Annotated in this window: 13 protein-coding genes; 10 read left to right on the top strand and 3 right to left on the bottom strand. The window is 71.9% G+C overall.

What is annotated here, in order from left to right:
- Positions 1–28: 28 nt before the first annotated feature.
- The 3 genes from AB0F61_RS29110 to AB0F61_RS29100 all read left to right on the top strand — a co-directional run bounded on the left by AB0F61_RS29110 (position 29) and on the right by AB0F61_RS29100 (position 2,623).
- Positions 29–259, top strand: a complete 231-nt coding sequence (locus tag AB0F61_RS29110; protein ID WP_357816024.1) for a hypothetical protein — start codon at positions 29–31, stop codon at positions 257–259.
- Positions 260–372: 113 nt separating this feature from the next.
- On the top strand, positions 373–1,119 hold the full coding sequence (locus AB0F61_RS29105) for a response regulator transcription factor (RefSeq protein ID WP_357816021.1): 747 nt from the start codon (positions 373–375) through the stop codon (positions 1,117–1,119).
- Positions 1,097–2,623, top strand: coding sequence for a HAMP domain-containing sensor histidine kinase (locus AB0F61_RS29100; RefSeq protein WP_357816018.1), 1,527 nt, complete (start codon positions 1,097–1,099; stop codon positions 2,621–2,623). The genes AB0F61_RS29105 and AB0F61_RS29100 overlap by 23 nt, the downstream gene beginning before the upstream one ends.
- Before the next feature lie 3 nt (positions 2,624–2,626).
- On the opposite strand, the gene AB0F61_RS29095 is transcribed toward AB0F61_RS29100, so the two are convergent.
- Entirely contained in the window at positions 2,627–3,472 is an 846-nt protein-coding gene (locus AB0F61_RS29095) for an arginase family protein (protein ID WP_357816123.1), read from the bottom strand.
- Positions 3,473–3,669: 197 nt separating this feature from the next.
- On the opposite strand from AB0F61_RS29095, the gene AB0F61_RS29090 reads away from it, so the two are divergent.
- From AB0F61_RS29090 to AB0F61_RS29075, 4 genes are all read left to right on the top strand, one after another.
- Entirely contained in the window at positions 3,670–3,819 is a 150-nt protein-coding gene (locus AB0F61_RS29090) for a hypothetical protein (protein WP_007459587.1), read from the top strand.
- A 17-nt stretch (positions 3,820–3,836) separates the two neighbouring features.
- Positions 3,837–5,267 (top strand): class I SAM-dependent methyltransferase, encoded by a 1,431-nt coding sequence (locus tag AB0F61_RS29085; RefSeq protein ID WP_357816016.1) that lies wholly within the window; start codon positions 3,837–3,839, stop codon positions 5,265–5,267.
- A complete protein-coding gene (locus AB0F61_RS29080; protein ID WP_357816014.1) occupies positions 5,260–7,296 on the top strand; it encodes a sulfatase-like hydrolase/transferase in 2,037 nt (678 codons plus the stop codon). The genes AB0F61_RS29085 and AB0F61_RS29080 overlap by 8 nt, the downstream gene beginning before the upstream one ends.
- Positions 7,297–7,471: 175 nt before the next feature.
- The gene (locus AB0F61_RS29075) at positions 7,472–8,755 is read left to right on the top strand and encodes a citrate synthase (protein WP_110567066.1); all 1,284 of its coding nucleotides are present in this window, start codon (positions 7,472–7,474) and stop codon (positions 8,753–8,755) included.
- 320 nt (positions 8,756–9,075) lie between these two features.
- On the opposite strand, the gene AB0F61_RS29070 is transcribed toward AB0F61_RS29075, so the two are convergent.
- Complete coding sequence (locus AB0F61_RS29070) at positions 9,076–9,720, bottom strand: maleylpyruvate isomerase N-terminal domain-containing protein (RefSeq protein WP_357816011.1); 645 nt, start codon at positions 9,718–9,720, stop codon at positions 9,076–9,078.
- 242 nt (positions 9,721–9,962) lie between these two features.
- On the bottom strand, positions 9,963–11,234 hold the full coding sequence (locus tag AB0F61_RS29065; RefSeq protein WP_357816120.1) for a glycosyltransferase family 4 protein: 1,272 nt from the start codon (positions 11,232–11,234) through the stop codon (positions 9,963–9,965).
- A gap of 501 nt (positions 11,235–11,735) precedes the next feature.
- Between AB0F61_RS29065 and glgX the strand changes: the two genes are divergently transcribed.
- Genes glgX through treZ form a run of 3 tightly spaced genes read left to right on the top strand, consistent with a single transcriptional unit; the run spans position 11,736 to position 17,882 of the window.
- Positions 11,736–13,853 (top strand): glycogen debranching protein GlgX, encoded by a 2,118-nt coding sequence (gene glgX, locus AB0F61_RS29060; protein WP_357816008.1) that lies wholly within the window; start codon positions 11,736–11,738, stop codon positions 13,851–13,853.
- 1 nt (position 13,854) lies between these two features.
- Positions 13,855–16,161 (top strand): malto-oligosyltrehalose synthase, encoded by a 2,307-nt coding sequence (gene treY, locus AB0F61_RS29055; protein WP_357816005.1) that lies wholly within the window; start codon positions 13,855–13,857, stop codon positions 16,159–16,161.
- On the top strand, positions 16,158–17,882 hold the full coding sequence (treZ, locus tag AB0F61_RS29050) for a malto-oligosyltrehalose trehalohydrolase (protein WP_357816003.1): 1,725 nt from the start codon (positions 16,158–16,160) through the stop codon (positions 17,880–17,882). The genes treY and treZ overlap by 4 nt, the downstream gene beginning before the upstream one ends.
- Positions 17,883–18,224: the final 342 nt, after the last annotated feature.

Below are 18,224 nucleotides of genomic sequence, written 5' to 3'. Positions count from 1 at the left end.
CGGCACGGTCACCCGAGGGGGCGCCGCGATGAGCGAGGTCACCGTACGCTTCGTCGGCGGGCCCGCGGACGGCCTGGTCCGCCTGCTGCCGGCCGGGTCGGACGGCGCCCCACCACCGCACTGGATCATGCGGCACCCGGACGGCACCGGGCCGGTGCAGCCCGGCCCCGACCACCTCTACGAACGCGACAGGCCCGACGACGCGGGCGGTTGGAGCATGCGGTTCGTGCGCACCGACGCGTACGGGGTGTCCGAGTGACCACGGGGCGAGGCTGACCGGTGGCGACACCGGCGTCACGTCGGACCGGCCGCACAGCCGGCACACAGCTTCCGCAGGGGCGGGGCACAGCCGGCGCGGCCACGATGGGCGCCATGGTCACCAACGGGCAGTCCGCGCCGAGCCGGATCGAGCTGCGTCGCCCCGACGGCGAACCCGTCCGGGTGCTTGTGGTCGACGACGAGGCGACACTCACCGACCTGCTGTCGATGGCGCTGCGCTACGAGGGCTGGCAGGTCCGCAGCGCCGGCAACGGCATGGCGGCGTTGAGCGCCGCCCGACAGTTCGAGCCGGACGCCGTGGTCCTCGACGTGATGCTGCCCGACCTGGACGGCTTCCAGGTGCTGCGCCGGCTGCGCGAGCACGCCCCCACCGTCCCGGTGCTCTTCCTGACCGCCCGCGACGCCGTCGAGGAACGCATCGCCGGCCTGACCGTCGGCGGCGACGACTACGTGACCAAGCCGTTCAGCCTGGAGGAGGTGATCGCCCGGCTGCGCGCGCTGCTGCGCCGCTCCGGCTTCGCCGTCGCCGCCCGGGAGGACGCGGTCCTCACCGTCGGTGACCTCAGCCTCGACGAGGACAGCCACGAGGTACGCCGCGACGGCCACCTGATCACCCTCACCGCTACCGAGTTCGAGCTGCTGCGGTACCTGATGCGTAACCCGCGCCGGGTGCTCAGCAAGGCGCAGATCCTCGACCGGGTGTGGCACTACGACTTCGGCGGCCAGGCCAACGTGGTGGAGCTGTACATCTCGTACCTGCGCAAGAAGATCGACGCCGGTCGGGCGCCGATGATCCACACGCTGCGCGGTGCGGGCTATGTCCTCAAGCCCGCCGAGTAGCCACCGCCCGCTGCGCGCCGCCCGCCGGTGGCTGGCCGGCCGCTCGCTGCGTACCCGGCTGGTGTTTGCCCTGGTCGCGCTGCTGGCGGTGGTCAGCGTCGCCGTCGCTGGCCTCACCACGGTGGCGCTGCGGCACGCCCTGATCGCCAGGCTCGACGCCGAGTTGGCCCCCGCCACCGTCCCGCGGGGTGACCGCCCCGGGCGGCCGGCGTTTCCGGGCAGTGGCCCGGCCATCCCACCCGGGTCCCCGTCCGGCACGGTGGTCGCCGAGATCACCGACGGCCGGGTGACGAGCGCCCGGACCCTGACCAAGAGCCCGTCCAGCGACGACCCGTTCCCGGACGAGCAGACCGTCCCGGTCGGGGAGGTCGCCGCACTGGCGGCCCTGCCCCTCGACGCCAGACCGCGCACCGTCGACCTGGGCGCCCGCGGCGACTACCGGGCCGTGGCCCGGCAGTACTGGGACGGCCGAATACGTGTCGTCGCCGTCCCGCTGGCCGGGGTGCGGGAGACCGTCCAACGACAACTCGCCGCGCAGGCCGGGGTGGTCGCCGTCGGGCTGCTCCTCGCGGGCGTCGCCGGGGCGCTGATCGTGCGGGCCACGCTGCGCCCGCTCAACCGGGTGGCCGCCACCGCCACCCGGGTCACCGAACTGCCCCTGGACCGCGGCGAGGTGGCGCTCGCCGTCCGGGTCCCGGCCGCGGACACCGACCCGCGTACCGAGGTCGGCCAGGTCGGCGCGGCGCTCAACCGGATGCTGGGCCACGTCGCCGACGCGCTGTCCGCGCGGCAGGCCAGCGAGACCCGGGTACGCCAGTTCGTCGCCGACGCCAGCCACGAGCTGCGCACGCCCCTCGCGGCGATCCGCGGCTACGCGGAGCTGGCCCGGCGCGGCCGCGACGAGGTTCCCGCCGACGTGGCGCACGCGCTGCGCCGGGTGGAGTCGGAGAGCACCCGGATGACAAGCCTCGTCGACGACCTGCTGCTGCTGGCCCGCCTGGACTCCGGTCGGCCGCTCGCGGCGGACCCGGTCGACCTGACCGCCCTGCTGGTGGACGCGGTAAGCGACGCGCACGTCGCCGGCCCCGACCACCGCTGGCAGCTCGCCCTGCCCGAGGTGGCGATCCGGGTGCCCGGTGACGCGGCCCGGCTGCACCAGGTGGTGGCGAACCTGCTCGCCAACGCCCGGGTGCACACCCCGCCGGGCAGCACTGTCGTCACCACGCTCGCCGTCGACGCCGACAGCGCCGTGCTCACCGTCGCCGACGACGGCCCGGGGGTGCCGGCGGAGTTGCAACCGGAGTTGTTCGAACGGTTCGCGCGCGGCGACAGCTCCCGGTCCCGGGCGCACGGCAGCACCGGTCTCGGCCTGGCGATCGTGGCGGCCGTGGTGGAGGCCCACCACGGCACTGTCGCGGTGGACAGCCGTCCCGGGCGGACGGTGTTCAGCGTCCGGTTGCCCCATCCCACACAGGACGCCTGGTCGGCGCACGCGGACACCTGAGGATCAGCCGCGCAGCATCTCGGCGAGGACCTCGACGACGCGCCGGGTGTGCCGCCCGTCGGGGTCCTCGTCGGTGTTCAGGTCGGTCACGCTCATGCCGAGCAGCCGGTCGGTGCGGGCCAACGGGGTGACGAGCGCGATCAGGTCCGCCCAACGTGGCCCGTCCGGCTCGGGGTAGGTCACCGCCGGCAGGTCGCGCGGGTCCACCACGTCCAGGTCGAGGTGCAGCCAGGCGGGGGTGTCGCCGTCGGCGGCCAGCGCGGCGCCGACCGCCCCGGCGCCCCGGCGCAGCAGCTCGGCGGCGGGCACCTGGTGGATCGCCGGGTCGATCCGGGCCGCCTCGACCCGGCTGCTCTCGTCGGTGGCCGGGCGGTGCCCGAGCAGGTGGACGCGGCCCGGGTCGAGCAGTGCGTCGTCCGGCCCGATGGCGGCGGGGCCGTGCCCGGTGACCACCGAGAGGTCCATGTCGGCGGCCTCGCCGGTCGGTGAGGTCGCACCGTCGAGGAAGTCGGGATGGGCGTCGACGAACCAGAGCGCGGTCGCCGGCGGCAGGGCCTGGCAGATGCCGGGCAGGATCGCGCAGTCCCCGCCGAGCACCAGCGGTCGATGGCCGTCCGCCATGAGCGCGCCGACCCGCGCGGCGATCGCGCCACCGGCCCGGACCAGGCCCTCGGCGCCGATCACCCCGTTGACCGGGTCACGGATCGGGTCGCGCAACCGGGCCTCGTCGATCTGCCCGTCGTCGTCGGCGGACAGGGCGTCGCACAGGCCGGCCCGGCGCAGCGCGGCAGGGGCCCGCTCCTCGCCGCGCCCCGTTCCGGAGGAGTCCAACGGCGCGTCCACAATCATCCAGCGCACGTCCGCAGCGTACCGGCGGGGGTGGTGTCCCGGTCCCATTCTGTGGCGAGGCTGGGAGTCCGCGAATGTGCCCGCGACGCGGATGGCGATCAGCGTACGGTGAGGGACAAGTCCGGCTTTCTAGGTCAAAACCCTCATGGTGTACGCCTGGGACCGGGGTCAGGACGGGCGAGGGCAAGGAGCGATCGGTGATACATCTGGCCTACCTGGACGCGGGATCCGGCAGCCTGATCGTGCAGGCCGTCGTCGGCGGGGTGGCCGGCGCCGCGGTCGCCGCCAAGCTCTACTGGCGACGCCTCGTCGACCGGTTCCGCCGGCAGCCGACCGACCAGCGGTGAACGGTCCGGTCCCGACGATGGCGATCTCACCCACCGAGGTACGACCCGAGCCGGCCTCGTTCCGCGACCCCGCCAACCGCGTCTTCCACGTCGGCGACGAGGTGCTGCGCGGGCTGGACCCCCAGGCCGCCGAGCACTGGCGTGCCCTGGCCGGCAGCACGTTCTTCCCGGCCCTGGTCGCCGCGCGCAAGGTCTGCGCCACCGAGGACGCCCCGTCGACACTGGTGCCCGCCGCGACCGGCGCACCGTGGGCCGCCGTGCTGCGCCACGAGCGCATCCCGTTCGTCTCCCACCCGTACGAGTGGTCGTTCGGCATGCTGCGCGACGCGGCCCTGCTGCACCTGGAGATCCTGCGCGCCGCGCTCACCGACGGCTTCACCACCAAGGACGGCTCGGCCTACAACCTGCAGTGGCGTGGCGCGGAGCCGGTCTTCATCGACATCGGCTCCTTCGAGCCGGTCCGCGACGGCGAGCCGTGGGCCGGTTACCGGCAGTTCTGCCAGACCGTGCTCTATCCGCTGATGCTCACCGCCCACCTGGGCGTCGACTTCCAACCCTGGCTGCGCGCCCGGGTCGACGGCATCGCGGCCGACGAACTCCGGCCCCTGTTCGGCGGCACCCGCCGGCTGCGCCCCGGCGTGCTGACTCACCTGCACCTGCACGGCGCCATGCAGCGCCGCAACGCCGCCGCCAGCACCACCGACGTCCGCGACCAGCTACGGGCCGCCGGCTTCTCCCGCGAGCTGCTGCTGGCGACAGTGCGCGGCATGCGGAAACTGGTCGGCAAGCTGGACCATCGCCCGGCCGGGAGCCACTGGTCGGACTACCAGCACACCTGCGGTTACTCGGCCCGCGACCGGGTGGCGAAGGAGCAGTTCGTGGCCGCCGCGGTGGCCGCCGGCACCCGCCCCCGCCTGGTGCTCGACCTCGGCGCCAACGACGGCCGCTACTCCCGACTGGCCGCCGGGCACGCCGACTACGTGGTCGCCGTCGAGCAGGACCCGGCGGTGGTCGACGAGCTGTACCGCAAACTGCGCGCCGAGGGACAGCGCCGCATCCTGCCGCTGGTGCTGGACCTCGCCGACCCGTCACCCGGTGGAGGCTGGCGGGGCGTCGAGCGGGCCGGCTTCGCCGAACGGGCCTCCGCCGACGTGGTGCTCGCCCTGGCCGTGGTGCACCACCTGGCGATCGGGCGCAACGTGCCGCTGCCGGAGGTCGTCGACTGGCTGACCGGGCTGACCAGGCCCGGCGGCGCGGTGGTGGTGGAGTTCGTCGCACCGGAGGACCCGATGGCGGCCCGACTGCTCGCCAACAAGCCCGCCGGCCTCTTCCCGGGTTACCGACGCGACACCTTCGAGGCGTTGCTCGCCGCCCGGGGCCGGATCACCGACCGGCTGGAACTGCCCTCGGGCACCCGCACGCTCTACCGGACGGTGATGGGTGGCTGAACCGGCCCCGGTCGACCGGCCGCGCTCGGCCTCCGGGCGGTGGTACCAGGGCTGGCGGGGCGAGCTGGGCCGGCTGCTGGAGGTGGTCGCGCTGGTCGGCCTGGTGGTCACCCAGCCACTGCTTGACGTGCTCGGCCGCAGCCCCGACTTCTTCCTCTTCCACCGCGCCGACCCGGCCCAGATCCTGCTGCTGACCGCCCTGGTGGCGGTGCTGCCCACGATCGCGGTGGCAGTGCTCGGCGCGCTCAGTCGACTGGCCGGCCGGGCCGCCCGCGCCCTCACCCACACCGGGCTGGTCGGGCTGCTGCTCGCCGCCCTCGCCGTGCAGGTGGGCCGGCACGTGACGCCGCTTCGGGGCGTACCCCTGCTGCTGGTGGCCGTGCTGGCCGGTGCCGGCGGCGCGGTCGCACACCGGCGGTGGCGGGCGCCGGGCCGGGTGCTGCGACTGGCCGCCGCCGGGCCGGTGGCGTTCGTGGCGCTCTTCCTGCTCGTCTCACCCACCTCGGCGGTGGTGCTGCCGCGCGGCGACGGCGGTGCCGCCGGCACCGCGCAGGGCACCGGCGTGCACCCACCGGTGGTCATGCTGATCCTCGACGAGCTGCCGCTGGTCAGCCTGCTCGGCGCGGACGGGCGGATCGACGCCGCGAGGTACCCGCACTTCGCCGAACTGGCCTCCGGCTCGACCTGGTACCGCAACGCCACCGGGGTCAGCGGCTGGACACCCAACGCGCTGCCGGCGATGCTCACCGGCCGGTACCCGGCGAAGCCGGTCGCCCCGCACTACTCGCAGTACCCGGACAACATCTTCACCGCCTTCGGCGGCCTGTACGACATCCGCGCCGAGGAGAGCATCACCCGACTGTGCCCGCCCAGCCGCTGCGAACAGCCCGTCGCCCCCGAGCAGGGGCTCGGGGTGCTGGTCCGGGAGACCGGCAAGTTGCTGGGTCAGGTCGCCGGGCCGACGGAGAGCGCCGTCGACCCGGAGGACTCCTACCGGGAGCAGACCCGGGCCGAGGCCGGCCTGGACGCCGCCGAGCCGGTGCCGGCCGACCCGACGTTCCGCTGGGACAGCCTCGACGACAACCAACCGGCCCGGTTCACCAGCTTCCTGGCCGGGCTGAAGCCCACGCCCCGGCCGACCCTGCACTTCCTGCACCTGCTGATGCCGCACTCGCCGTGGGCGTACCTGCCCTCCGGGGCGCGCTACGACGCCCCCGAGGACCTGCCCAACGACGGCGCCGGCTGGATCGACCTGGCCCGGCGACGCCACCTCGCCCAACTCGGCTACACCGACCGGCTGATCGGGGAGACCCTGCGGACGCTGCGCGCCAGCGGCCTCTACGACCAGGCCCTCGTGGTGGTCACCGCCGACCACGGCGTCAGCTTCCGTCCGGGCGCGCAGGGTCGGGGCATGGACGCGATCAAGGCCGCCGCCGGTGAGGTCGCCTGGGTGCCGATGTTCGTCAAGGAGCCCCGGCAGCAGACCGGGCGGGTGGACGACCGCAACTGGGAACACGTCGACCTACTGCCGACCGTGGCCGACGAGGCCAACATCCGGCTGCCCTGGCGGGTCGACGGCCGCTCCGCCCGGCAGGCTCCGCGCAGCGACGGCACGAAACACTTCTACGACCGCCCGGGCGAACCGGTCACCTTCCCCGGCGGGGTGCCCGCTCCGCCGCCGCTGCCGCCACCGCACCCCCTGGTCGGCACCGAGGTACGCGCCGGACCGGCCGGCGGCAACGCCCGGGTGGCAGATTTGGCCGCGTTCACGGCCATGGACCCGGACACCGGCACCCTCCCGGCGCTCGTCTGGGGGGACGTCCCGGACCGGATCCCGGACGGCACGCTGCTGGCGGTGGCCGTCAACGGGCGGATCGGGGCCGTCGTCCCGGTGGTGCCACCCGACCCCGGCGGACGCCGGTTCGCCGCGCTGCTCACCGACGACAAGCTGTTCCACGCCGGTAGCAACAAGCTCGACGTCTACCAGGTCGCGACGGACGGTACGCTGCGACGCCTCGCACTGTCCTGACCTGGCCCCCGGGCTCGTCCCGCCTGCCGGGAAGCCGGGTTTCCCGGCGGCCCGGTCGGGAATCGGGTGACGCATGCCTCACCGCCGAACCACGGCGGGCGTTGTCCCCCGAGCCGCAATTACGGTAGAAGCGAAGGCAATTCAACGTAGATCTGCCGGCGAAGCGAGGAACCACATGACGGAAGTCAAGCTCGATCACCCCGGTGGGCAGCTTTCGATGCCGGTACATCCCGCGGTCGAGGGCCCCGCCGGTATCGGGGTGAGCAAGCTGCTGAAGGAAACCGGGATGACGACGTACGACCCCGGTTTCGTCAACACCGCGGCTGCGTCATCGGCGATCACCTACATCGACGGCGACGCGGGGATCCTGCGTTACCGGGGATACCCGATCGAGCAGTTGGCCGAGAAGTCCTCCTTCCTGGAGGTCTCCTACCTGCTCATCTACGGTGAGCTGCCGACCGAGCAGCAGCTGACCGAGTTCACCGAGTGGATTCGGCGGCACTCGCTGCTGCACGAGGAGATGCGCCGCTTCTTCGACGGCTTCCCCCGGGACGCCCACCCGATGGCGGTCCTGTCGTCCGCGGTGAGCGCCCTGTCCACCTTCTACCAGGACAGCCTGGACCCGTTCGACTCCGAGCACGTGGAGATCTCCACGGTCCGGCTGATGGCGAAGGTGCCCACCATCGCCTCGTACGCCTACAAGAAGTCCATCGGGCAGCCGCTGCTCTACCCGGACAACTCGCTGGGGTACGTGGACAACCTGCTGCGGATGACCTTCGGCGTGCCGGCGGAGCCGTACGAGGTCGACCCGGTGATGTCGAAGGTGCTGGACATGCTGTTCGTCCTGCACGCCGACCACGAGCAGAACTGCTCCACGTCGACCGTGCGCCTGGTCGGCTCCAGCAACGCCAACCTGTTCGCCTCGGTCTCCGCCGGGGTCAACGCGCTGTTCGGCCCGCTGCACGGCGGTGCCAACCAGGCGGTGCTGGAGATGCTCCAGCAGATCCACGCCGGTGACGACGACGTCCGCTCCTTCGTCCGCAAGGTCAAGAACAAGGAGGACGGCGTCAAGCTGATGGGCTTCGGCCACCGGGTCTACAAGAACTACGACCCGCGTGCGGCGATCGTCAAGAAGGCCGCGCAGGACGTGCTGGGCCGCATGGCCAAGCCGGACCCGCTGCTGGACATCGCCATGGAGTTGGAGGAGATCGCCCTCGCCGACGACTTCTTCGTCTCCCGCCGGCTCTACCCGAACGTGGACTTCTACACCGGCCTGATCTACAAGGCCATGGGATTCCCGACCAAGATGTTCACGGTGCTCTTCGCGCTCGGCCGGCTCCCCGGCTGGATCGCCCAGTGGCGCGAGATGATCAGCGACCCGGAGACCAAGATCGGCCGTCCGCGGCAGGTCTACGTCGGCGCGCCCGAGCGGGACTACGTCCCCTTCGCCGAGCGCTGACCCGCTCCTCGCTTCACCGGCAGGCCGTCGACCCCCTTCGGGTCGGCGGCCTGCCGCGCATCCGCCCCCCGGGACTGCCGATGGTCCGCGTCGGTCGCCGGCCGGCGCTTGATCGACTCGGTTTTCGTGAAGTCGGGGTGTCCGAGTGCGATGGACGGCCCGACTTCCTGAAAGCCGAGTGGATCACGCCGGTGAACGGCCCGACTTCCTGAAAGCCGAATGGATCACGCCGGCGGATGGCCCGACGTGCGGGGATGCCGAGTCGATCACGCTCCGGCCCGCTGGTTGGCGGGCTCGGGGCGGCGACCCTGGCGAGGGCATTAGAAGGCGGAGATGTTCCGTGCTCGTTCGCTGCGGCTCAGGGCGCTGATCAGCGCGGACTGACCACGGCGGCGTACGGCCAGCCGCACCAGCAGGTCACGTACGGGGTCGAAGACCTCCGGCGGGAATTCCGGCGTGGGTACGCCGACGCTCACCGCGAGGTCGTCGCAGTGGACCACGATCTCCAGTTGACGGGTGAGCAGGAAGTCGCCGCGCCGCAGGGCCCAGCCCTGCCACGGGATCGGCACGACGTCCCGGGCCGCCCCTCGCGAGAGAAGGTCGCCGACCTCCGCCTGCGCGTCGGCGCAGCGGGCGTGCAGCTCCGCCGGCCCCCGTACCGCTTCGGCCTCGTCCGAACCCGAGGCGACCGACGCCTCGTCCGGGGGACCCTCGGTGACCCAGGCGGCCCGCTCGTAGTGGTTGTCGGCCGACTCCAACACCGGCAGGTCGGTCGGCATCGGCAGCAGCTCCGCCGCGCGTACCGCCTGACGTCCCAGGTGGCACGCCAGGCCACCCACCGACAGGTGGGGCAGCGTGCTCGGGCTCGACCACTGCTCGGACACCTCGGGGCGTCGGATCAGGTCCAGCGCGATCGAGGCGGCCACCGGAAAGCTGGCATCCAGGGCGTCGACAGGACGAGGCATTGGCCCATTCTGGCAGGCCCGCCCGACCGGTGCGACGCGCTCGTGGCCCCATGATCGACTCGGCTTGCAGGAAGCCGGCGGTTCCCGGCACGGGACACCCCGACGTCAAGGAAATCGAGTCGATCAAGCGCGACCGGGCGTGATCGACTCGGCTTGCAGGAAGCCGGGCGGTCCCCGGCACGGGACACCGCGACCCCAGGGAAGCCGAGTCGATCAGGCGGCGTATGCGTGCGCCGTGTGGCTCAGCGCAGGCCGGCGGCGGCGAGCAGGTTGCCCTGGGGCAGCGCCGGCAGAGCCCGGCCCTGGGCCATGCGCTGCTCGGCCCGTTGGGCGGTGAACGCGTCGTCGGTGGCGATCGCGGCGGCGTAGCTGGCGGCGGTGTGCTGGGCGATCGCCGACCAGCCGTACTGGTCGTGGACCATCCGGCGGGCACGGCGGGCCATGACCCGGGCCCGGTCGGGGTCGGACAGCAGCGCGTCCACCGCGTCGGCGAGCCCGTCCGGGTCGTGCGGGCGGAAGGTCATCCCGGTCACGCCCGGCTCGACGATCTCGGCGAGGCCACCAGTGGCGGCGACGGCGAGGGGCGCGCCGGCCGCCGCGCCCTCCAGGGCCACCATCCCGAACGGTTCGTAGATGCTCGGCACGGCGAAGCAGTCGGACGCGGCCATCAACGCCGGCAGGTCGGTGCCGCCGAGGAAGCCCGGCATGGTGACCATGCCGCCCAGGCCGCGGCGGTGCACCTCGGCCTCCAACTCGGCGCGGTACGGGCCGTCGCCGCCGATCACGACGCGCAGCCCGGGGTGCCGCTCCCGCAGTCGGGGCAGCGCAGCGATCAGGTGCTGGACGCCCTTCTCGTAGACGAGCCGGCCGGCGAAGGTGACGAGCGGGCCGTCCCCGGCGAACCGGGCGCGGGCGGCGGCCACCGCGCGCGCCGGCACCCGCCAGCGGTGCGGCTCCACGCCGTTGGCGACCACGTCGACCCGACCGACCGGTACGTCGAACAGGGCGTTCACCTCGTCGCGCATGTACCCGGAGCAGACGATCACCCGGCCGGACTCACTGGTGAGCCACTGCTCGACGCCGTGGATGGTGCGGTTCATCTCCTCGGGCAGCCAGCCCTGGTGCCGCCCGGCCTCGGTGGCGTGGATCGTGCTGACCAGCGGGATGTCCAGGTGGTCGCGCAACGTCATCGCGGTGTGGGCGACGAGCCAGTCGTGGGCGTGGATGACGTCGTAGGCGCCGGCCTGGGTGGCGCGTAGTGCGGTGCGGGTGAGGGTGTGGTTGAAGGCCATGGTCCAGGCCAGCAGGGAGCTGGTGGCGAGGGGGAACGTGACCGGGTCTTCGGGGGCGCGCAGGATGCGGACGCCGTCGGCGTACTCCTCCATGGGTGCGCCGTCGGTGTGGCGGGTGACGACGGTGACCTCGTGGCCGGCGGCGGCGAGGGCGACGGAGAGTGCGTGCACGTGTCGGCCGAGGCCGCCGACGAGCACCGGCGGGTACTCCCAGGACAGCATCAGGATGCGACGGGTCTGCGGGGGCACCCCGGGGCCGGGCTGCGCCGGCACTGTCGCGCCGGGCTGCGGGGACAGACCGGGCTGCGCGGAGGGACCGGGCTGGGTCGGGAGCGGGGACCGGGAGGTCAGGGTGGGCCGGTGGGCCCGGTCCTTGGTGGCTGTGTGCTGCTCGTCGACCCGCAGTGTCACATCAATCTCCGTCCATGCATGGTGGTACGCCGGCGTCAGTGGCGGCGGAGTGAGGTGTAAGGGGTGGCAGAGGGCCAGGCGGAACGCGCGCGAACGCTTGTCCCCGGTCAAGGAAAGTGCATCGGGCCCGAGAACGCACCTCGAAAAGGGTCATCGTGACGGAGGACACCTGAGGGTGTAGCCCGCATCAGACAGGTGGTTTTCAGTCACCGCCTGAAAGGATGGATTGGCGCTCCCGGGCCGGGGGCATTACCTGCGTGCGCGCGGGCATGCGTCGGCCGGCGCGCGCACAACCATGGGCTAAGGAGCAACATGCAGGTCTGGCCGGGCGAGCGTTACCCCCTGGGCGCCACCTACGACGGGATGGGCACCAACTTCGCCATCTTCTCCGAGGTGGCCGACAGGATCGAGCTCTGCCTCTTCGACGAGTGGGACACCGGCGCGGAGCGCCGCGTCGAGCTGCGTGAGGTGGACGCCTACGTGTGGCACGCGTACCTGCCGGGCATCGAGCCGGGGCAGCGTTACGGCTACCGGGTGCACGGCCCGTACGACCCGGCCAACGGGCTGCGCTGCAACCCGCACAAGCTGCTGCTCGACCCGTACGCGAAGGCCATCGACGGTGACGTGGCGTGGGACCCGGCGGTCTACGACTACGACCTGGCGGAGCCGGAGAAGATGTCGGAGACCGACTCGGCGCCGTTCATGCCGAAGTCGGTGGTGGTCAACCCGTACTTCGACTGGGGCAACGACAAGCCGCCGCGCACCCCTTACCACCACTCGGTGATCTACGAGGCGCACGTGCGCGGGCTGACCATGCGCCACCCGGACATCCCGGAGGAGCTGCGCGGCACGTACGCGGCCATCGCCTCCCCGCCGATGATCGAGTATCTGACCCGGCTCGGGGTGACCGCGATCGAGCTGATGCCCGTGCACCAGTTCATCCACGACAACCGCCTCGTCGACCTGGGGCTGCGCAACTACTGGGGTTACAACACCATCGGGTTCTTCGCCCCGCACCACGGCTACTCGGCGCTGGGCCGCACCGGCCAGCAGGTGCAGGAGTTCCGGGGCATGGTCAAGGCGCTGCACGCGGCCGGCATCGAGGTCATCCTCGACGTGGTCTACAACCACACCGCCGAGGGCAACCACCTCGGCCCGACGCTGAGCTTCAAGGGCGTGGACGCCCCCAGCTACTACCGGCTCAGCGAGGAGGACCGCCGCTACTTCGTCGACTACACGGGCACCGGCAACAGCCTCAACGTGCGCAACCCGCACTCCCTGCAACTGATCATGGATTCGCTGCGCTACTGGGTGACCGAGATGCACGTGGACGGTTTCCGCTTCGACCTGGCGGCCACCCTGGCCCGCGAGTTCTACGAGGTCGACCGGCTGTCCACCTTCTTCGAGGTGGTCCAGCAGGACCCGGTGGTCAGCCAGGTGAAGCTGATCGCCGAACCGTGGGACGTCGGCCCCGGCGGCTACCAGGTGGGCAACTTCCCGCCGCTGTGGACGGAGTGGAACGGCAAGTACCGCGACACCGTGCGGGACTTCTGGCGCGGCGAGCCGGCCACCCTGGCCGAGTTCGCGTCGCGGATCTCCGGCTCCGCCGACCTCTACCAGGACGACGGCCGCCGTCCGTTCCACAGCATCAACTTCGTCACCGTGCACGACGGGTTCACGCTCAACGACCTGGTGTCCTACAACGACAAGCACAACGAGGCCAACGGCGAGGACAACCGCGACGGCGAGAGCCACAACCGGTCCTGGAACTGCGGGGTCGAGGGCGACACCGACGACGAGGCGGTGCTCGCCCTGCGGGCCAAGCAACGGCGCAACTTCCTGGCCACCCTGATGCTGTCGCAGGGGGTGCCGATGATCGGCCACGGCGACGAGCTGGGGCGCACCCAGCACGGCAACAACAACGTCTACTGCCAGGACAGCGAACTGGCCTGGGTCGACTGGGACAACGTCGACGAGCAGCTACTGGAGTTCGTCCAGACGCTCACCGCGTTCCGCAAACGGCACCAGGTGTTCCGCCGTCGCCGGTTCTTCACCGGCCTGCCGGTGAATGGGCGCGGCATCGACGAGCCGCTGCCCGACCTGGCCTGGCACACCCCGGACGGGCGGGAGATGACAGGCGAGGACTGGGGCAACGACTTCGGCCGTTCGGTGGCGCTGTTCGTCAACGGCGAGGGCATCCGCGAGCGCGGCCAGTACGGCCAGAAACACCACGACGCGTCGTTCCTGCTCTGCTTCAACGCCCACGACGCGCCGCTGGACTTCACCATGCCCGGCAGCGAGTACGGCCAGAAGTGGGAACGGGTGATCAGCACGGCCGAACCCGAACCGGGCGACGCCACGGTGATCAGCGCGGGCGGCACCATCCGGGTGCCGGACCGGTCCCTCGTGGTGTTGGAGAGGACGATCTGACATGGCCGCCACCCCTCCCAAGGCCACCTACCGCGTCCAGGTCCGCCCCGGCTTCGACCTGGACGCCACCGCCGCGATCGTCGACTACCTCGCCGACCTCGGCGTCAGCCACCTCTACACCGCCCCGCTGCTGGCCGCCACCCCCGGTTCCCAGCACGGCTACGACGTGGTCGACCACCGGGCGGTCAACCCGGAGCTGGGCGGTGAGGCCGCTAGGCAGCGACTGCTGGGCGCGCTTCGGGCCCAGCAGCTCGGCCTGGTCGTCGACATCGTTCCCAACCACGCGGGTGTCGCCGTGCCACCGGCCAACCCGGCCTGGTGGGACGTGCTGCGCCGGGGCCGCGACTCGTCGTACGCCGACTGGTTCGACATCGACTGGGACCGGGGCCGGCTGCTGCTGCCGGTGCTTGCCGACGACCCGGCCGCCCTGAACGACCTCAAGGTCGTCGACAACGAGCTGCGCTACCACGAGCACCGCTTCCCGATCGCCGACGGCACCGGCGACGGCACCGCGGCGCAGGTGCACGACCGGCAGCACTACGAGCTGGTCTCCTGGCGTCGCGGCGACGCCGAGCTGACGTACCGCCGGTTCTTCGCCATCGCGGGCCTGGCCGGTCTGCGTGTGGAGGACCCGGCGGTGTTCGCCGCCACCCACGAGCTGATCCTGCGCTGGGCCGCCGCCGGGGAGGTCGACGGCATCCGCGTCGACCACCCCGACGGCCTGCGCGACCCGGCCGGCTACCTGACCCGGCTGCGGGCCGCCGCGCCGGACGCCTGGCTCGTGGTGGAGAAGATCCTGGAGTACGGCGAGGAGCTGCCGGACTGGCCGGTGGACGGCACCACCGGCTACGAGGCCCTCGCCGCGGTCGGTGGGCTCTTCGTCGACACCGACGCCGAGGGCGACTTCACGGTGCTGGACACCCAGCTCGTCGGGCACCGCACCTCCTGGGAGAACCTGACTCACAGCACCAAGCTGGCCGCCGCCACCCAGTTGCTCGCCGCCGAGCTGACCCGGCTGGCCGCGCTCGCCCCCGAGGTGCCCACCGAGCAGGCCCGCGCGGCCCTCGCCGAGCTGGCCGCCGCGTTCGAGGTCTACCGGGGTTACCCGCCGCACGGCGCCCGGCACCTCGCCGCCGCCCGCTCCGAGGCCGGCCGCCGCCGCCCCGACCTGGCGGCCTCCCTGGACGCGGTCACCCGCCGGCTGCGCGACCCCAACGACGAGCTGGCGCAGCGGTTCCCGCAGCTCACCGGCGCGGTGATGGCCAAGGGCGTGGAGGACACCGCGTTCTACCGGTGGACCCGGTTCGTGGCGCTCAACGAGGTCGGCGGCAGCCCCGCCCACTTCGGGGTGCCGCCGGCGGAGTTCCACCGCTTCGCCGCCGCCCAGCAGGTCCGCTGGCCCGCCAGCATGACCACCGTCTCCACCCACGACACCAAACGCGGCGAGGACGTCCGCGCCCGCCTCGCCGTGCTCAGCGAGCTGCCGGGCCGCTGGGCCGAGCAGGTCAAGACCTGGATGGAGTACGCGCCGCTGCCCGACCCGTCCTTCGCCCACCTGCTGTGGCAAACCGCTGTCGGCGCGTGGCCCATCGAACGGGAACGGCTGCACGCGTACGCCGAGAAGGCCGCCCGGGAGGCCGCGGCCTCGACCAGTTGGGCGGACCCCGACCCGGTCTTCGAGCAGGCCATGCACGCGGTCATCGACCGGATGTACGACGACCCGAGCCTGCACGACGAGCTGACCGAACTCGCCGCCGCCATCACCCCCGCCGGCTGGTGCAACTCCCTCGGGCAGAAACTCGTGCAACTCACCATGCCCGGCGTCCCGGACACCTACCAGGGCACCGAGCTGTGGGACAACTCCCTCGTCGACCCGGACAACCGCCGCCCGGTCGACTTCGACGTACGCCGAGAGCTGCTGGCACGCCTCGACGGCGGCTGGCGTCCCCCGATCGACACCGACGGAGCGGCGAAGCTGCTCGTCGTGTCGCGGACCCTGCGGTTGCGGCGCGCGCACCCGGAGCTGTTCACCGGCTACCGGCCGGTGCCCGCGCACGGGCCGCAGGGACGGCACGCGGTGGCGTTCGACCGGGGCGGCGCGATCACCGTGGCGACCCGGCTCCCGCTGGGCCTGGCCCGCGCCGGTGGCTGGTGCAACACCGCACTGTCGCTTCCCGTTAACGAGGTTACCGACCTGTTCACCGGTCGGGTCTACAGTGGCGGGGAGACGCCTCTGGACGACCTTCTGTCCGACTATCCCGTCGCACTACTGGCTCCTCCCACCGCTGCCGTGGAGGCTGCGTCATGACCGAATTCTCCGTGTGGGCCCCGGACGCCACCCGCGTGCGGCTGCGCCTGACCGGCGGCGCCGACCACGAGATGCGCGCCGCCGCCGACGGCTGGTGGCGGGTCGACGTGCCCAACGCCGGCCTCGACTACTCCTTTCTGCTGAACGACGACAAAACCCCGCTGCCCGACCCCCGGTCACCGTGGCAGCCTGCTGGTGTGCACGGGCCCAGCCGCCGCTACGACCACTCGGCCTTCGCGTGGTCCGACACCTCGTGGACCGGCCGCCAACTGCCCGGCAGCATCCTCTACGAGCTGCACATCGGCACCTTCACCCCGGAAGGCACCTTCGACGCGGCCATCGACCGCCTCGACCACCTGGTGTCGCTGGGCATCGACCTGATCGAACTGCTCCCGGTCAACGCCTTCAACGGCGAACACAACTGGGGGTACGACGGCGTCTGCTGGTACGCCCCGCACCAGCCCTACGGCGGCCCCGACGGCCTGAAACGGTTCGTCGACGCCGCCCACGCTCGCGGGTTGGGGGTGATCCTCGACGTTGTCTACAACCATTTCGGGCCCTCCGGGGCCTACGCGCCGCAGTTCGGGCCCTACCTCGCCGAGCAGAGCAACAGTTGGGGCCGCTCGGTCAACCTGGACGGCCCGCACTCCGACGAGGTACGCCGCTACATCATCGACAGCGTGCTCATGTGGCTGCGCGACTACCACGTCGACGGGCTGCGTTTGGATGCTGTGCACGCCCTGCACGACTCGCGGGCGGTGCCCATCCTGGAAGAGCTGACGGTTGCCGTCGAGTCGCTGTCGACGCACCTGGGGCGGCCGTTGTCGCTGATCGCCGAGTCCGACCTCAACGACCCGCGGCTGATTACGCCTCGGGAGGCGGGTGGGTTCGGGCTGCACGCGCAGTGGAACGACGACGCCCACCACGCCCTGCATACGTTGCTGACGGGGGAGCGGCAGGGGTACTACGGGGACTTCGGCTCCCTGGAGACGCTGTCTGATGTGTTGACGGGTGGGTTCTTCCACGCGGGGACTTGGTCCAGCTTCCGGAACCGTCATCACGGGCGGCCTCTGGATTCCCGCGTCCCTGGTCATCGGCTCGTGGCTTATCTACAGAACCATGACCAGATCGGGAACCGGGCTACCGGGGATCGGATCTCGGCCTCTCTGTCGCCTTCGCTGCTGCGGGTTGGCGCTACGTTGCTGCTGACCGCGCCGTTCACTCCCATGCTGTTCATGGGGGAGGAGTGGGCGGCTTCTACGCCTTGGCAGTTCTTCACCTCCCATCCGGAGCCGGAGTTGGCGTCTGCGGTGCGGACCGGGCGGCGGCGGGAGTTCGCGTCGCACGGGTGGCCGGAGGGGGACGTGCCGGATCCGCAGGACCCGGAGACGTTCACGCGGTCGCGGTTGGACTGGGCGGAGCTGGACAAGCCTGAGCATGCTTCGATGTTGGCCTTTTACCAGCGGTTGATTGGGCTGCGGCGGTCTTGCCCTGATCTGTCGGATCCTCGGATGCACGCGGTTTCTGTGCAGCATGGGGACCAGTTTTTGGTGATGCGGCGGGGGGACACGCTTGTGGTGGCGAACCTGGCTGGGCGGGGGCAGGGGGTGTCGCTGCCTGGGGTGGCTCGCCGGGTGTTGCTGGCTACGGGGGAGGGGGTCACCGTGATGCGGGACCGGATCCAGTTGCCGGCGGAGACTGCGGCGATCGTGGCGCTGTGATGTCGAGTGAGGATGACTGCGGATCGCGGCAGATGAGCGCGTGCATGACATCACGCGACCAACGACGGGCCATTCCGTGCAACAAGCGGAGATCGTGACCCAGCATTCGTGACGGGCCCCTCCGCCGGAGCCGGGGCGAAAGGACACCGCTACTACGACTGGGCGTTCATCACCCTGCCGCGGGCTGCCGACCGGTACCAAGGTCATCACTGACCGACGTCGGCGCCAAAACCAAGCCAAGATCAGCCACTACGCCCGGCAAGCCCTCACCGAACCATGAGACGGATCTCCTGCTGGAGTATTAGACACATCGATTACAGCGCCCAGGTTCATCCACAATCC

It is taken from the genome of Micromonospora sp. NPDC023888, from assembly GCF_040639415.1.
GTDB lineage: Bacteria > Actinomycetota > Actinomycetes > Mycobacteriales > Micromonosporaceae > Micromonospora.
The sequence above is the reverse complement of the archived record's forward strand: the minus strand, read 5'-3'. Positions and strand labels throughout refer to the sequence as shown.

Excerpts from the sequence above, each read along its gene's own strand:
- AB0F61_RS29110 (WP_357816024.1), top strand. The coding sequence starts at position 29 with ATGAGCGAGGTCACCGTACGCTTCGTCGGCGGGCCCGCGGACGGCCTG.
- AB0F61_RS29105 (WP_357816021.1), top strand. The coding sequence starts at position 373 with ATGGTCACCAACGGGCAGTCCGCGCCGAGCCGGATCGAGCTGCGTCGC.
- AB0F61_RS29100 (WP_357816018.1), top strand. The coding sequence starts at position 1,097 with ATGTCCTCAAGCCCGCCGAGTAGCCACCGCCCGCTGCGCGCCGCCCGC.
- AB0F61_RS29095 (WP_357816123.1), bottom strand. The coding sequence starts at position 3,472 with ATGATTGTGGACGCGCCGTTGGACTCCTCCGGAACGGGGCGCGGCGAG.
- AB0F61_RS29085 (WP_357816016.1), top strand. The coding sequence starts at position 3,837 with ATGGCGATCTCACCCACCGAGGTACGACCCGAGCCGGCCTCGTTCCGC.
- AB0F61_RS29075 (WP_110567066.1), top strand. The coding sequence starts at position 7,472 with ATGACGGAAGTCAAGCTCGATCACCCCGGTGGGCAGCTTTCGATGCCG.
- AB0F61_RS29070 (WP_357816011.1), bottom strand. The coding sequence starts at position 9,720 with ATGCCTCGTCCTGTCGACGCCCTGGATGCCAGCTTTCCGGTGGCCGCC.
- AB0F61_RS29065 (WP_357816120.1), bottom strand. The coding sequence starts at position 11,234 with ATGCTGTCCTGGGAGTACCCGCCGGTGCTCGTCGGCGGCCTCGGCCGA.
- glgX (WP_357816008.1), top strand. The coding sequence starts at position 11,736 with ATGCAGGTCTGGCCGGGCGAGCGTTACCCCCTGGGCGCCACCTACGAC.
- treY (WP_357816005.1), top strand. The coding sequence starts at position 13,855 with ATGGCCGCCACCCCTCCCAAGGCCACCTACCGCGTCCAGGTCCGCCCC.
- treZ (WP_357816003.1), top strand. The coding sequence starts at position 16,158 with ATGACCGAATTCTCCGTGTGGGCCCCGGACGCCACCCGCGTGCGGCTG.